Annotated in this window: 14 protein-coding genes; 10 read left to right on the top strand and 4 right to left on the bottom strand. The window is 66.3% G+C overall.

The features are described from left to right. Positions 1–3: 3 nt before the first annotated feature. Entirely contained in the window at positions 4–606 is a 603-nt protein-coding gene (yihA, locus tag N5D91_RS23650) for a ribosome biogenesis GTP-binding protein YihA/YsxC (RefSeq protein ID WP_100440120.1), read from the bottom strand. Between the two features lie 156 nt (positions 607–762). Here yihA and N5D91_RS23645 point away from each other — a divergent pair, with 156 nt between their 5' ends. The 4 genes from N5D91_RS23645 (at position 763) to N5D91_RS23630 (ending at position 4051) form a co-directional block, all read left to right on the top strand. Beyond that, positions 763–1563 carry a c-type cytochrome gene (locus N5D91_RS23645; RefSeq protein WP_153854513.1) on the top strand — a complete coding sequence of 267 codons (801 nt, stop codon included), beginning with the start codon at positions 763–765 and terminating at the stop codon, positions 1561–1563. A gap of 106 nt (positions 1564–1669) precedes the next feature. Next, complete coding sequence (locus tag N5D91_RS23640; RefSeq protein ID WP_180855447.1) at positions 1670–2320, top strand: thiol:disulfide interchange protein DsbA/DsbL; 651 nt, start codon at positions 1670–1672, stop codon at positions 2318–2320. Positions 2321–2426: 106 nt separating this feature from the next. After that, positions 2427–3260, top strand: a complete 834-nt coding sequence (locus N5D91_RS23635) for a thiol:disulfide interchange protein DsbA/DsbL (protein ID WP_110713673.1) — start codon at positions 2427–2429, stop codon at positions 3258–3260. 53 nt (positions 3261–3313) lie between these two features. Beyond that, positions 3314–4051, top strand: a complete 738-nt coding sequence (locus N5D91_RS23630) for an endonuclease/exonuclease/phosphatase family protein (protein WP_008267450.1) — start codon at positions 3314–3316, stop codon at positions 4049–4051. Positions 4052–4109: 58 nt separating this feature from the next. Here N5D91_RS23630 and N5D91_RS23625 read toward each other — a convergent pair whose 3' ends face one another. Beyond that, complete coding sequence (locus N5D91_RS23625) at positions 4110–4985, bottom strand: EamA family transporter (protein WP_032128972.1); 876 nt, start codon at positions 4983–4985, stop codon at positions 4110–4112. Positions 4986–5057: 72 nt separating this feature from the next. Between N5D91_RS23625 and N5D91_RS23620 the strand changes: the two genes are divergently transcribed. From N5D91_RS23620 to N5D91_RS23605, 4 genes are all read left to right on the top strand, one after another. Further along, positions 5058–5540: an Lrp/AsnC family transcriptional regulator gene (locus N5D91_RS23620; protein ID WP_164081387.1), complete on the top strand. Its 483-nt coding sequence runs from the start codon at positions 5058–5060 to the stop codon at positions 5538–5540. Between the two features lie 77 nt (positions 5541–5617). Beyond that, entirely contained in the window at positions 5618–6169 is a 552-nt protein-coding gene (locus tag N5D91_RS23615) for a M23 family metallopeptidase (RefSeq protein ID WP_153854516.1), read from the top strand. A 172-nt stretch (positions 6170–6341) separates the two neighbouring features. Next, on the top strand, positions 6342–8486 hold the full coding sequence (fhuE, locus tag N5D91_RS23610) for a ferric-rhodotorulic acid/ferric-coprogen receptor FhuE (RefSeq protein WP_032128963.1): 2145 nt from the start codon (positions 6342–6344) through the stop codon (positions 8484–8486). A gap of 171 nt (positions 8487–8657) precedes the next feature. Next, entirely contained in the window at positions 8658–9098 is a 441-nt protein-coding gene (locus N5D91_RS23605) for a hypothetical protein (protein WP_180855448.1), read from the top strand. Between the two features lie 70 nt (positions 9099–9168). Here N5D91_RS23605 and N5D91_RS23600 read toward each other — a convergent pair whose 3' ends face one another. Then, positions 9169–12030: a TonB-dependent receptor gene (locus tag N5D91_RS23600; protein WP_153854518.1), complete on the bottom strand. Its 2862-nt coding sequence runs from the start codon at positions 12028–12030 to the stop codon at positions 9169–9171. A gap of 99 nt (positions 12031–12129) precedes the next feature. Between N5D91_RS23600 and N5D91_RS23595 the strand changes: the two genes are divergently transcribed. Next, positions 12130–12735: a hypothetical protein gene (locus N5D91_RS23595; protein ID WP_180853624.1), complete on the top strand. Its 606-nt coding sequence runs from the start codon at positions 12130–12132 to the stop codon at positions 12733–12735. A gap of 9 nt (positions 12736–12744) precedes the next feature. Here the strand turns inward: N5D91_RS23595 and N5D91_RS23590 are convergent, their stop codons facing one another. Continuing rightward, a complete protein-coding gene (locus N5D91_RS23590) occupies positions 12745–13152 on the bottom strand; it encodes a biopolymer transporter ExbD (RefSeq protein WP_180855449.1) in 408 nt (135 codons plus the stop codon). Between the two features lie 151 nt (positions 13153–13303). On the opposite strand from N5D91_RS23590, the gene N5D91_RS23585 reads away from it, so the two are divergent. After that, positions 13304–15278, top strand: a 1975-nt coding sequence (locus N5D91_RS23585) for a transglycosylase SLT domain-containing protein (RefSeq protein ID WP_279922760.1), incomplete at its 3' end; no start/stop codon positions are given.

The raw sequence follows: 15278 nt of genomic DNA, 5'->3' as shown, positions 1-15278 counted from the left end.
CGCTTACTCCAACCCCAGCCAGCCGCCGATCACGCCGCGGGCTTCATCCACGCCGGTGCGGTCTTCGCCGGAGAACACCTGCACGCTGACGCTGTCGCCGTAGGCCGAGTGCAGTTCCTTGCGCACTTTCTGCAGGGTCTGCATCTGCTGGCTGCGGCTGAGCTTGTCGGCCTTGGTCAGCAGCGCGTGCGCCGGCAGACCGCGCTGCACCGCATAGGACAGCATCTGCCGGTCGTAGTCCTTCAGCGGATGGCGGATGTCCATCACCACCACCAGCCCCTTCAGGGCCTCGCGGGTGCGGAAATACTTGTCGATGAAGGCCTGCCAGTGCGCCTGCAGGTCCAGCGGCACCTTGGCGTAGCCGTAACCGGGCAGATCGACCAGATGGGCTTCCGGGGTGATCTGGAAGAACACCAGCTGCTGGGTGCGGCCGGGGGTCTTGGAGACACGGGCCAGCGCGTTCTGGCGGGTCAGCGCGTTGAGCGCACTGGACTTGCCGGCGTTGGAGCGGCCGGCGAAGGCCACTTCGGCCCCTTCGTCGGGCGGCAGCTGCCGCACGTTGTGGGCCGAAAGGTGGTAACGGGCGCGTTCGATGAGCAATGACATGCACCTAGGATCGCATGTTGCGGCGCCGCGCGCCCGTGCCGGCGGCCTTTGCGGGCATTTTGCTGCACTGCTGCGTTGACCGTGCGCGGAAACGGCGTTGATAATCCGGGCGATGCCGGCGGCCACCGCCCGGCCCGGTCCATACGGAGCTTTAGCATGCGCCACGCTCGCGTTCTTGCCGTATCCGCCCTTGCCACTGCTGTAGTCGTTGCCGCTGCTGCGTTCGCGCAGACCACGTTGACCCCGCTGCCCGACAACGGGCCGATCAACACCGCCTCGCTGGAGGTGGATTTCAGCAAGACCCACTGGGGCGATGCCAAGGCCGGCCAGACCAAGGCCTCGGCCTGCGCGGCCTGCCATGGCGCCGACGGCAATTCCACGGTGGAGATGTACCCGTCCATCGCCGGTCAGAGCGAACGTTACGTGGCCCAGCAGATGGCCCTGATCGCCAATGGCCAGCGCAGCTCCGGTGCGGCGGTGGCGATGGTGCCGTTCGTGCAGAACCTCACCCCGCAGGACATGCGCGACATCGGCGCGTTCTTCGCCACGCAGAAGGCCACCGCCGGCATCGCCGACGACACGCTGGTTGCCGACGGCCCCTACAAGGGCATGAAGTTCTACGAGATCGGCCAGCAGCTGTACCGCGGTGGCGACGCCAAGCGCGGCCTGCCGGCCTGCATGGCCTGCCACGGCCCCAGTGGCGCCGGCAATCCGGGCCCGGCCTATCCGCACATCGGTGGCCAGCACGCCAGCTATGTCGCGCGGCGCCTGCAGGAATACCAGGCCGGGCAGACCCACGAGACCGACAAGGCGCACTTCCAGATCATGGCCACGGTCGCGCAGAAGCTCAGCGAGCAGGAGGTGCAGGCGCTGTCGAGCTACCTGCAGGGCCTGCACAACAAGGCCGACGACGTTGCCGTGACGACCACGCCGGCACAACCGGCTGCCGCGCCCTGACCACCGCTGGTCGGCCCGGGCCGCCACCGCGGCCCTCGCCTGCGGTATGTTTCCTTCACGCCGGCGACCGCGCCGGCGTTGCTTTTTTCAACGGAGATGCGTGTCGATGAGGTTGATTTCCCGCCTGCTGTTGTCTTTGCTGGTGCTGCTGCCGCTGGTAGCCTGCGCCGCCACCCCCGCCAATGCCCCGCTGGTCGAAGGCAAGGACTACGAGCGCATCGCCCAGCCGGGCCCGTTCCAGCCGCTGGCCGGCAAGATCGAGGTGGTCGAGGTCTTCGGCTACACCTGCCCGCACTGCGCCCGTTTCGAACCGCAGCTGGAAGCCTGGGCAGCCAAGCTGCCGGCCGATGTGCGCTTCACTCCGGTACCGGCAGCCTTCGGCGGCGCCTGGGATGCCTGGGCACTGGCCTACTACGCCGCCGACGAAGTCGGCGTGGCCAAGCGCAGCCACGCCGCCGTGTTCAAGGCCCTGCACGAACAGGGTTCGCTGCCGATGCAGAACGTCTCGGCCGATGAGCTCGCCACCTTCTACAAGGCCTATGGCGTCACTCCGGACCGCTACATCCAGGCCCTGCGCGGCGAGGCCGTACAGAAGAAGGTCGATGCCGCCCGCGCGTTCGCCCAGCGCACCAAGATCCCCGGGACCCCGGCGCTGATCATCAACGGCCAGTACCTGGTCCGTGGCGACAGCTTCGACGACCAGCTGCGCATCGCCTCGGCGCTGATCGCCCAGGCCCGCGCCGCCCGCGGCCGCTGAACCAACACCCACCACCGACACGGCGCTGTCGCCGCCGCGTGTCATCATTTCCCCCTGGCCGGCGCATGACGCCGGCCCCACCTTTCCAGATGCTGGAGACGTTTCCATGAAGATCCGTTACGCCCTCGCCCTCGCAGCGCTGCTGCCGATCCTGGCGGCCTGCAAGGCCGACGACGGCAGCACCAACACCACCGCGGCCCCGGCCGAACCGGCGACCGCTCCGGCCACCACCGAGCCCGCCGCTGCACCGGCCGCGGGCAGCGAAGGCACCGCTCCGGCTGCCGCCGAAGGCGAGAAGGCCCCAGCCGAAGCCGCACCGGCTGCCGCACCGGCTCCGAGCACCGCCGCGCTGACCGGCCCGGCTCCGGTGGAAGGCGCCGATTACCAGGTCATCCCGAACGGCCAGCCGTTCCAGCCGGCCGCCGGCAAGATCGAAGTGACCGAGATCTTCGGCTATGTCTGCCCGGCCTGCGCCGCATTCCAGCCGCTGGTCGGCCCGTGGAAGGCCGGCCTGCCGAGCGACGTGAACTTCGTCTACGTGCCGGCCATGTTCGGCGGCACCTGGGATGACTACGCCCGTGCCTTCTACGCCGCGCAGACCCTGGGCGTGCAGGAGAAGACCCACGAAGCGCTGTACGCCGCCATCCACTCGCAGAAGACCCTGAAGGGCGAGCGTGGCCGTGATTCGGTGGACGACATTGCCAAGTTCTACGGTGCCTACGGCGTGGATCCGAAGCAGTTCGCCGCCACCATGGGCAGCTTCGCGGTGAACGCCAAGACCAACTCGGCCAAGCAGTTCGCCCAGCGCAGCCAGATCAGCGGCACCCCGTCGATCATCGTCAACGGCAAGTACCTGGTGAAGGGCAAGAGCTTCCCGGACATGCTGCGCATTGCCGACCACCTGATCGCCCGCGAACGCGGTGCGGCCCAGGCTCACTGATCCAAGAGAAGCGTTTCCCGGCCGTGAATTCCCCCCGTACACGGACCCTGCGCTTGCTGACGGCCAACATCCAGGCCGGCTCAAGTACCCGCCGCTACAGCGACTATGTGACCCGCAGCTGGTCACATGCGCTGCCGGCGGGCCGCAAGCGCAGCAGCCTGGACGCGATCGCCACCCTGGCGCGCGAACATGACATCGTCGGCCTGCAGGAGGCCGACCCGGGCAGCCTGCGCTCGGGCTTCACCAACCAGACCCACTACCTGGCCCAGCGTGCCGGCTTCAACTACTGGAGCCACCAGCCGAACCGGCGCATGGGCGGGGTCGCCTCCAGCGCCAACGGCCTGCTGAGCAAGCTGGAACCGGTGGAAGTGCAGGATCACGCCCTGCCCGGCCGCATCGGCGGGCGCGGCGTGCTGCTGGCCAAGTTCGGCGACGGCGCCGATGGCCTGGCGGTAGCGGTGGCCCATCTGTCGCTGGGCGCGGGTTCGCGGATGTCGCAGCTGGGCTTCATTGCCGAGCTGCTGTCCGACCATCCCAACGCCGTCCTGATGGGCGACTTCAACTGCCTGGCCGAACGCCCGGAAATGCAGGTCCTGTACCAGAAGACCCGGCTGCAGCCTCCCGGCTGCATCGTGCCGACCTTCCCCAGCTGGCGCCCCGACCGCGCCATTGACCATATCCTGGTCAGCAGTGGCCTGCAGACCCGCACCGTGGAAGCCGTACCGGCCGCATTCTCCGATCACCTCGCCCTGGCGATGGCGATCGACGTCCCGGCCGACGCCCTGCGCTGACCGCTCCTGGTGGGTGCCAACCTTGGTTGGCACGCTCTCCGCCGGGCATGGCCCGGCGCTACCCCGCCTGCACCACCGGCACCTTCAGCCGCCGCGCGGTCATCGTGCTGCCCACCGAGGCCAGCACCGTGCAGCCGATCGCCAGCCACTGCAATCCATGCAGGTGCTCGTGCAGCAGCAGCATCGCCCACAGCGCGGCCACTGCCGGCTCCATGCTGATCAGGATGCCGAAGGTCTCCTTGGGCAGGCGCTTGAGCGCCATCATCTCCAGCGACATCGGGATCGCGCTGGAGACCAGCGCTACCAGCAGGCCAGCGGCCAGGATCTTCGGATCGAGCAGTGCGGCGCCGGCATGCACCACGCCCACCGGCACCACCACCAGCGACGCCGCCAGCAGCCCCAGCGACACCGAATGCCCGGCGTGCAGATGGCCGGCACGCTTGCCGAACACGATGTACAGGCCCCAGCACGCCGCCGCACCCATGGCATACAGCACGCCGGCCGGGTCCAGCGCCGGGCCGCCACCGATCGGCAACAGCAACAGCAGCCCCACCGCCGCGCAGCCTACCCACAGGAAGTCGATCGGTCGTCGTGATGACAGCATCGCCACCGTCAGCGGCCCGGTGAACTCGATGGCCACCGCGATGCCGAAGGGAATCGTGCGCAGGGCCATGTAGAACAGCAGGTTCATCAGGCCCAGGGTGAGCCCGTAGCGCAGGATAGTGATCGCATCCACGCGGCTGGTCTTCCAGCGCCATGGCCGCCAGAACAGCAGCAGCAACAGCGCCGAAAAGCCCACGCGCAGCGCGCTGGTGCCCTGGGCACCGATCAGCGGGAACAGGTGTTTTGCGTAGGAGGTGCCGATGGCCAGCGAGGTGACCGAGCCGAGCACCGCCAGCGCCGGCAACATCGGCGCGAGTCGTGAGGTCTGCATGCGCAAAGTCTATTGCGCCGGCGCCGAGCACTTGGCTCAATTGACGGCCCGTTCGTGCAACTTCTGCTCGCCATGTCCATCGCCCCCGTGCTCGACAGTTTCGACCGCGCCATCCTCGACCTGCTGCAGCGGGACAACACCCTGCCGCAGCGCGAAATCGCCGAGGCCGTGCACCTGTCCACCCCGGCCGTGCAGCGTCGCATCAAGCGCCTGCAGGACAGCGGCGTGATCGCGGCCAATGTAGCGGTGGTCGCCGCCGCCAAGGTCGGGCGGCCGCTGACCATCATCGTCGAGGTGCGCGTGGTCAGCGAGCAGCGCGAGCGGGTGGCGCCGTTCAAGCGCCGCGTGCAGGACGACCCGGCCGTGCAGCAGTGCTACTCGATCACCGGCGATGGCGATTTCCTGCTGCTGCTTTCAGCGGCGTCGATGGAGGAGTACGAGGCGATCACCGAGCGCTTGTTCGGTGGCGATGACAACATCGAGCGCTTCCGTACCTCGGTGGCACTGGGCACCTTGAAGCGGAGTTTCGAGGTCCCGCTGGCACCGGTTCTGTAGCGTCGAGCCATGCTCGACTGCGCTTTTACCGCAAAGCAACAGCCGTCGAGCATGGCTCGACGCTACAGTCGGAGACCATGAGCACTCCGTCCTCTCCTGCCGGTCGCCTGCGCCGCTGGCTGCTGCGCGGTCTGTGGCTGGCCATTGCCGTCGTTGCGATGATGGCGTTGTGGAACAGTCCCTGGGCCGCCGCACCAAAGATGCTGTGGACACTCGCGCAGATGCCGCCGGCCACCGAACTCCCGGTGCCGGTGGAGGGTGTGCGCCCCCGCCAGATCGCCGATACCTTCGGCGCGCCGCGCGGCCGCAACCGCTCCCACGCCGGCATCGACATCTTCGCCCAGCGCGGCACGCCGGTGCGCAGCGTCACTGCCGGCGTCATCGCGGATGTCAGCGAACGCGGCCTCGGTGGCCGCCAGGTCTGGGTGATCGGGCCCGGGCGGGAACGCTACTACTACGCGCATCTGGAAGGTTGGGCCGAGGGCCTGGCGCGCGGCCAGGTGGTGCGGGCCGGTGACCTGCTCGGCCATGTGGGCGACAGCGGCAATGCCAAGGGCACACCGCCGCATCTGCACTGGGGCATCTACGGCTCGAACGGCCCTCGCGACCCGTTGCCGCTGCTGCGCTGAACGCTGTTGCGCACCCGCGGACCGATCTGTTCATGATTTGTAAATAGGAATAGTTCGTATTACCATTTCTTTCGTTTCCGGTGGTGCCAGGACGGCCTGCCCGCCCTTCCCCTACCCGTAGCGCATCGCCTCCTGGATGACGGTCGAACGCGCGTGCTCGTCCAGGACTCCCATGACCCGTCCCGCCTTCCGTACCCTGCAGCCGCAGCGGCTGTCCGTTGCCGTGCTTGCTGTTCTCTGTGCCGTGGCCCCGGCCGCCTTCGCCGACACTGCCGCCGACCCGACCACGCTGGACAAGGTGGTGGTCAAGGGCGAGCGCGCCGAAGGCTATTCGGTTCGCCGTACCTCGGCCGGTACCCGCTTCGACCTGGCGCCGCGCGAGATCCCGCAGTCGGTCAGTATCATCAGCCACCAGCGCATCGAAGATCAGAAGCTGGACGACATCATCGACGTGCTGGCCAACACCACCGGCGTGACCAGCACCCAGTCCGACAGCGAGCGCACCGAGTTCTACGCGCGTGGCTTCTACATCGATGCCTACCAGTTCGATGGCCTGCCGACGCAGATGGTGCAGAACTGGAGCTACGGCGATTCCGGCCTCGATCTTGCGCTGTACGACCGCGTGGAAGTGGTACGCGGCGCTACCGGCCTGCTCAGCGGTGCTGGCAATCCGTCCGCCTCGGTGAACCTCATCCGCAAACACGCCGACAGCGCAGAACTGACCGGCAGCATCTCGGTGAACGTCGGCAGTTGGGGCCGCACACGCACCACCGTGGACGTGGGCACCGCGCTGAACGCCAGTGGCACGGTGCGCGGCCGGGTGATCGGCAGCTACCTGGACACCGATGGTCAGATGGACCGCTACAACCAGCGCAAGACGCTGGGTTATGCCGTCATCGACGCCGACCTGACCCCGGACACGCAGCTCAGCGTGGGCTACGACTACCAGCAGAAGCGCGCCAACGGCGCGACCTGGGGCGGCTTCCCGATGTGGTACGCCGATGGCAGCCCGACCAACTATCCGACCTCGTTCAATCCGTCGCCGGACTGGACCTACTGGGACACCACCAGCAAGCGTGCGTTCGCCACCCTGCAGCATGCCTTCAGCAACGGCTGGAAGTTCAAGATCGGCGCCACCCACGACCGCACCAAGGCCGACGACAAGCTGTTCTATCCGGCCTACACCGCGTTCAACAAGACCACGGGCGCCGGCATCACGCCGATGGCCGGCTTCTACAACACCGAGCGCAAGGTTGATGGCATCGATGGCTACATCGATGGGCCGTTCCAGCTGTTCGGCCGCGAGCACCAGTTCATGGCCGGCCTGAGCTACAACAAGCGTGAGTTCGCCAACTATGGTGATTTCCAGCCTGACTTCAACGATCCGAATGCACAGTACCTGCCGCTGGCCAGCTACTTCGGCTGGACCGGTGATTTCCCGCAGCCGAACTGGCGACCGCTGAAGCTTGCCAGCCAGGGCACCATCACCCAGAAGGCCGGCTATGCCGCCGCACGCCTGTCGCTGGCTGATCCACTGAAGCTGATCATCGGTGCGCGCTACACCGACTGGAAGAGCGAAGACGAAGGCAACGACCGCTCGCACAAAGTGACCACGCCGTATGCCGGCCTGGTCTACGACATCAACGATACCTACTCCGCCTACGCCAGCTATACCGAGATCTTCCAGCCGCAGACGCTGCGCAACAAGCAGGGCAGCTACCTCGATCCGGTCGATGGCAAGAGCTACGAAGTCGGCGTCAAGGGCGCGTGGTTCGACAACCGGCTGAATGCATCCGTGGCAGTGTTCCGCATCGAGCAGGACAACGTTGGCCAGGAAACCATGGACAAGGTCGACGGGCAAATGAACGAGACCGCCTACATCGCTGCACGTGGCACCGTCAGCCGCGGCTTCGAGTTCGAAGTGAACGGCGAACTGGCACCGGGCTGGAACGCGACCTTCGGTGCTTCACGTTACGTGGCCAAGGACATCAACGGCGCCGACATCAACACCAACCTGCCGCAGACCGCGCTGAAGCTGTTCACCAGCTACACCCCGCAATCGCTGCAGGAACTGACCGTCGGCGGCGGTGCCAACTGGCAGAACCGCATCTACTACGCTGCGCCGGTAGTGGGCCGCTTCGAACAGGAAGGCTACGCGCTGGTCAGTGCCTTCGTGCGCTACCGCATCTCGCCGGAGTTCAGCGTGCAGGCCAACCTCAACAACCTGCTGGACAAGAAGTACTACTCGCAGATCACCGGCTACGGTGCCTACGGCGACGGCCGCAATGGCTCGCTGACGTTCACCTGGGCGTTCTGATCCAACCGGCCTTGTAGCGTCGAGCCATGCTCGACTCGATCACACGGGGTCGTCGAGCACGGCTCGACACCACAACGGGGGCGCCCAGCGCCCCCGTTGCCGCGCTGCCCTTGCAGGTGTAGCGTCGCGCAGACGGATACCTCGCGCCTTCCCCCTCAAGGACGACCGGCCATGCGCACCCGCACGAAACTCGGTCTATCGCTCGTGGCCCTGTTCTCTTCGCTGCCGCTGATGGTCGCTACAGGCAATGGCTACTTCATCCTGCTTCTGCTGATCGGCCTGCCCGCAGCGATCCTGTTCTGGTTCGATCTGGGCCGTGAACTGCGCGCCATCCCCATCCCCATCCCCACCCGCTCCGAGCGCGCGCTGGGATTGGCAATGGGCATTCCACAGGTGCTGTTCGGACTGTTGTGCGCGGGGATCGGCCTGATCCTGGTGGCCTGGATCCTGTACAACCTGCTGGTCCAAACGCTGCCACAGTTCCGCATTCCCTCACTGCCCGCCTTCGCGGTCGGGCCGATGATGATCGTGGCCGGACTGGGATGGGCACGCACCGCGTTCCGCCGTGCCAGCCTTGAACAGGATGACCCGGAACAGGACATTCCGGATTGACCACCTTCATGGAGTCGAGCATGGCTCGACGCTGCAACGGCGCCGGGCTGAGCCCGGCGCCGTCCCTTCATCAGAAACGCAGGTCCGCGCGCAGGTACCAGTAGCGGCCACGCGGGATGTCGTAGGTCGAAGCGTCGTAACCGTTCAACGAGCACGACAGGCAGATCGGCGGATCCTTGTCGAACACGTTGTTCAGGCCAGCGGTCAGCTGCAGCCCCTTCATCCAGTCGATCTTGTAGCCCACCTGCATGTCGTGGAAGGTGGTGGCCGACAGTGTGTTGGTGCCTGCGGCCTGGTTGCTGCACACCGGGAAGGCAGCGGCATCACCGCAGTTTTCGGTCAGCTCGGAGATGTGCCGTACGGTCCAGTTGGCACTCCAGCGGTCCATCGTCCAGCCGATGCTGGCATTGCTGGTCCATTCCGGAATCGAACTGTCGGCTACTTCCACGCCTGGCTTCTGCGGCTGCTTCTGGCCGGCCGCGCCGGTGGCCTCGTAACGGCCGACGAAGGTGTTCTTCCAGCCCAGCTTGAACTGGCCGATGGAGGTCTGCGGCAAGGTCCAGAACAGATCCACGTCCCAACCATCGGTCTTGATCGACCCCAGGTTGGTCAGGCGGTTGTTGAAGCTGCTCACTGCGCCGGTGCTGGCACGGGTGATGCCGTCGCAGTAGATCGGATCGAGCGTATCCACGCACAGGTCCAGCTGGGTCTGCGCGTTGATCGCCTGGATGGCACCATCGATGGCGTGGCGGTAGAAGGTCACTTCCACGTCGAAGCGCTCCGACCACGACGCATTGTTGCCGAACCACGGGCTCCACACGAAGCCGGCACTGAAGCTGCGCGAGCGTTCCGGATCAAGCTCACGGTTGCCGCCGGTGGTCACCGAGATCTGCGAGTTGGCCTGCTGGAAACCAGCCGGCACGCCCAGCGCAGCACAGTTGGCGGCGCTGCCACGCGGCGGCGTACCGCCCAGGCCCACCGAGCATGGATCGAACAACTGCAGGTCGGCACGTGCCGCCGAGCCGTACAGCTCACCGATCGACGGTGCGCGGAAGCCTTCGGCATAGGTCGTGCGCAGCACAAAGTCATCGGTCACCTGCCAGCGCAGGCCGTACTTGGGCGTGAATTCACCACCAAAGGTGGAGTAGTCCGAATAGCGGCCGGCCAGGCTCAGGTCCAGCTTCTTGCCGAACGAAGAGTCGGCGAAGATCGGCACGCTCAACTCCAGGTAAGCTTCATTGACGTCATAGGAGCCCGAGGTCGGCTGCGAGGGCACGCCGTTGTAGTGGCCCGCCACCGTCAACGGATCCGGCTGGTAGGAGCCCTTGTACCTGCGGTGTTCGACACCGGTGGCGAACGACACCGGGCCGGCCGGGAGCGTGAACAGCTCGCTGGACAGGTTGGCGGTGAACAGGCTCAGCTCGTTCTGGCTGCGGTCACGCACCACCGGCTGGATCCACTTCAGCATGTCCGGCGTGATCGAGCCCACACCACCGAAGATGTTCAGCGGCACGCACCCTGGCGTGGCGGCGCAGATGGCAGGATCGCCCAGCGCCATGTTGACGTTGTAGATGTTGTAGCTGCCGTAGTTGGTCTGTTCGGCCTTGTTCTTGCTGTACATGCCGTTGACGTCCCAGTACCAGTTGCGGTCAGCCGCCTGGAAGTTGCCGACCAGGCCGGTGGCGAAGTACGTGGTGTCCACCTTCTGCTTGAACACGCGCGCACCGCCCTCCACCGGACGGCGACCGATCAGGCTCAGGTTGTCACCCGAGACCAGGTCGAAGCCGAACGGGTTGTACGGGTTGAGCGCAGACACGGTGATGTTGTCGGCCAACGGATTACCGGTGGCGCCATCGGGACCGAAGAACAGCGGCTCCGGACCGGCCTGGTTGGTCGACTCGCGGCGGTTGCCCAGTGCCTTGACGTACCACTGCACGTTGTCGGTGATGTCGAAGCGGAACTGGCCGAACAGGCCCTTACGCTCCGAGGGTGTCAGCACCATGTTGTATTCGGCGAAATTGAACCGATCAGCGCTGGTGAAGCAGTGATAGTCATCGGTGCGCGTGCAGCCGGCACTGCCGTCGTAACGTGGGTTGCTCACACCGGTATTGGGCACGATGTTCTGCACCGCACCAGTGTTCGGATCGGTGAACATGAAACGGCCCTGCGGAATGCCACCACTGCCGAAGGCCAGGCCGGTGCCGGGAATCGGGAAGCGCGACTGTTCGCGGTCCTTGGCAAACACCGGATCCTGCTTGGTCCAGCTCGCGCCCAGGAACAGGCTGTAGCGGTCACCGCTCTTGCCCCAGGCCAGGTCCACGCCCTTCTGCGTACCATCGCCCTTGCTGTACTCGCCGTAGTTCAGAGTCACCTGGCCGCCATCGAAATCACGGCGGGTGATGATGTTGACCACGCCGGCAATGGCGTCGGAGCCATACAGCGACGACGCACCATCTTCCAGCACTTCAATGCGTTCGACGATGGCCAGCGGAATGGTGTTGAGGTCGGTCGCCGAGCCCACACCGGAGGCAGACGACTCATTGACCCAGCGGATGCCATCGACCAGCACCAGCACGCGCTTGGCCCCCAGATGACGCAGATCAACCTGCGCGGAACCGGCACCCACGCCACTGCCATCGGGCGGGAAGCCGAAGTTGCCGGACGAATTGAACTTGGCATTGAGCGCGGAACCGGAACCGGTGAGCTGCTGCAGCACTTCGCCGATCGAGGTCAGGCCGGTGCGTTCGATATCACCGCGGGTCAGCGTCTGGATCGGCACCTGGCCTTCGACTTCAGCGCGCTTGATGCGGGTACCGGTGACTTCCACCGCATCGAGGTTGGTGGTGGATTGTGCAGCGGCACCCAACGGTGCCAGGGTCATCACGCACAGCGCGACGGCAACCGCCAAAGGGCGGTGGTGCAGGTGATTCATTCGCTCTCTCTCCAAAGGAATGTCGGGACATGGGCTGCCGCACTCCCTCCCTGCATGGCGGCGCCGTCTCCTTTGTAAACAAGTAGTAAAAATCGCGGCGTGATGATCGACACTCTTTCACGCGGAATTGACGCAATTGCAGGCCGATTGCGTCAGATGGCTGCAGGTTATGACCGGACGATATTGTTCACGACAGGCAGCCTTGATGCCGGCTGCGACAGCGCGCGCCGGGGGCTGCCACATTCATGGAAAAGGTCTTTGCCGGACCGTTTCAGGAATAGTTTGAAATTCCCTCTTTCAGAAGGCGCCGCTAGTCGATCCAGCGCAGACTCGCACCTCCAGCCATTCGCGGGAGGGTCGATCATGAAAGCGGTGAGTGCGGTGCTGGGTGTCACGACGGTGATGACGCTGCTTTTTTCCCTGGCGGGCGAATCGAGAGCAGGCGGCGTGATCGAGTGCAACAACTGCCCCTCTCCCAGCGATGCGGCCTTGGCCTCGGGAGAGGGATTGACGGTTGTGGTGGATTTCGAGAGAGCCGAGTTGACTGCTTTCGACGTTGAACGTGCCCCTGGGACCGGAAGGTGGCGAGCACATCCAACCCCGGTTCCAGCGCAGATTGAAATGGCCTTTCTGCGGATCCTGGATGCGACGCTGTCAGCAGGGGAAGCGCCGCTCATGCAGCAATCACCGCATGAGCGGCAGTGAGACATCGCACTACCGCACGAACGCAATGCGCTCCATGCCGGTCGCCTCGGCTGCGGCCAAAATCCTCGCCATGCCTTCGTATTCGGCCGCCGGATCGGTGGCGATACGCAGCTCCGGCAGGTTGCCGGCATGTTCGCCCGCCTGTGCCTGCAGGCGCGCCTGCAGCTCACTGATCACCATCGGCTGACCATTCCAGCTGAGCTGGTTGGCAGCGTCCAGGCGCAGCTCGATCGGCGGTGGCGGTTCGGGACGGTCGACCACGCGATCGGTGGCCTGTGGCAACTGCACGGCTATCGGCCGGGCCACGATCGGCGCGGTCACGATGAAGATGATCAACAGCACCAGCATCACATCCACCAGTGGCGTGACATTGATGTCCGCCAGCGGGCCGCTTCTTCCTGTGCTACTGAACGCCATGTGCCGCTCCCTGCAGCCGGGCCGTTCGCCCAAGCTCGACACTACGTCGCCCGCAGGCTCGCGAGGCAGTGCCTGCAGCACGAGCATTCAGCTGCCGTTGCCGACCCATCGCGTGCACGCAATGCGAAACTGAATTCAGCCATTGCCCGCTATGCTGCCCGCCATGACCCGACGCTCTTCGACCGCCCTGTCCCTGCTGCCCTTGGCCACCACGCTGCTGATCGGCTGCGCCAATGCCCAGTCCCTCGACGCCCAGAACGCGCAGCTGAAGGCCGCGATCGCTGCCGCCGAACGCGGCCAGTTCGATCCCGGCCAAGCCGCCGCACTCAGCCGCCATCCTGCATACGGCTGGCTGGAGTACGCCAACCTGCGCCGCAACATCGACACCGTCGATACCGCGCAGGCGCAGGCCTTCCTCAAGCGCTACGACGGCCAGGCCGTGGCTACCACCTTCCGCAGCGTGTGGCTGCCCTCGGTCGCACGCCGCCAGGACTGGCCGACCCTGCTCGCCAACTGGGCGCCCACCGACAACGCCGGCCTGCGCTGTGCGCAGCTGACCGCGCGCCAGGTGACCGGCAAGGTTGATCCGCAGTGGATCAGCGAAGCGCAGGATCTGTGGCGCAAGAACGGCAAGTCGCTGCCGGACGGCTGTGATGCCGTTTTCGCCGTGCTGCAGGCGCAGGGTGGTCTGAGCGACGCGCTGCGCTGGGAACGCATCGATGCCGCCGCCGACGCCCAGCAACCCGCTGTGATGCGCAGCGCCGCACGGGGCCTGCCTGCCACCGACCTGGCGCTGGCCAGCAATTACGCCGCCTTTGTCGACAAGCCCAACGCCAGCGCGTTGAACTGGCCGCGCACCGAGCGCAGCCGGCGCATCGCCACCGATGGCCTGGCCAAGCTGGCCAAGGCCGATCCCGGCGCCACCGAACAGCAGCTGCCGCAGTACGCGCAGGCACTGGGCCTGAGTGCCGAGCAGCAGGGCCAGGTGCTGTACCAGATCGCACTGTGGACGGTGGCGTCCTACCTGCCCGATTCGGCGCGGCGCCTCAACGCGGTGCCGGAATCGGCGTACGACGAACGCCTGCACGAGTGGCGCGTGCGCGAAGCGATGTCGCGCGGTGACTGGCCGGCGGCGCTGACCGCGATCCGCAAGATGGGCAGCAAGCAGCGCAGCGACCCGCGCTGGCGCTACTTCGAAGGCCGCATGCTGGAGAAGACCGGCCAGGCCCAACAGGCGCAGCCGCTGTTCCGCGAGGCCGCGCGCGCACCGACCTTCCATGGTTTCCTCGCCGCCGACAAACTGCAGCAGGGCTACACGCTGTGCCCGTGGAAGCCGAACGACAGCGCGCAGGCTCAAACGGTGATCGCGCGTGATCCGGCGATCCAGCGCGCGATGGCGCTGTACCAGATCGATCGCGCCGGCTGGGCCGTGGCCGAATGGAACAGCGCGCTGTCGCGCTTCGATGACACCCAGCGCCGCCTCGCCGTACGCGTGGCGCAGGACAACGGCTGGTTCGACCGCGCCGTGTTCGCGCTCGGCAAGCAGCCGCAGGAACAGCGCCTGTACGACCTGCGTTTCCCGCTGCACCACGACGCCACCATCCGTCGCGAATCGGCGCGCAACGCGATCGATCCGGCCTGGGTGGCGGCGGAGATCCGCGCCGAGAGCACCTTCACCCCGCGCGCGCGCTCGCCTGCCAATGCCATGGGCCTGATGCAGGTGCTGCCGGCCACCGGTGCCGGCGTGGCCAAGTCGATCGGCCTGACCGGCTACGGCGGTGCCGACAGCCTGTACGACCCGGACACCAACATCGCCATCGGTACCGCCTACCTGCGCCAGCTGATGAACAAGTACGACGGCCTGCCGTACGTGACCATCGCCGCCTACAACGCCGGCCCGACCCCGACCGCACGTTGGCAGGGCCAGCGCCCGGGCTTTGATCCGGACCTGTGGATCGAGACCATCAGCTACAAGGAAACCCGCGAGTACGTCGCCCGCGTGCTGGCCTTCAGCGTGATCTACGACTGGCGCCTCAATGGCGATGCACTGCCGCTGAGCGACCGCCTGATGGGCCGCCTGGTGGACAAGCGCAAGAGCTTCAGCTGCGCCGCCAACGCTGACCAGG

The organism is Stenotrophomonas sp. GD03794 (genome assembly GCF_029842145.1).
Taxonomy (GTDB): Bacteria; Pseudomonadota; Gammaproteobacteria; order Xanthomonadales; family Xanthomonadaceae; genus Stenotrophomonas; species Stenotrophomonas riyadhensis.
Note: the sequence above shows the minus strand (reverse complement) of the source record. Positions and strands in the feature narration are given on the sequence as shown.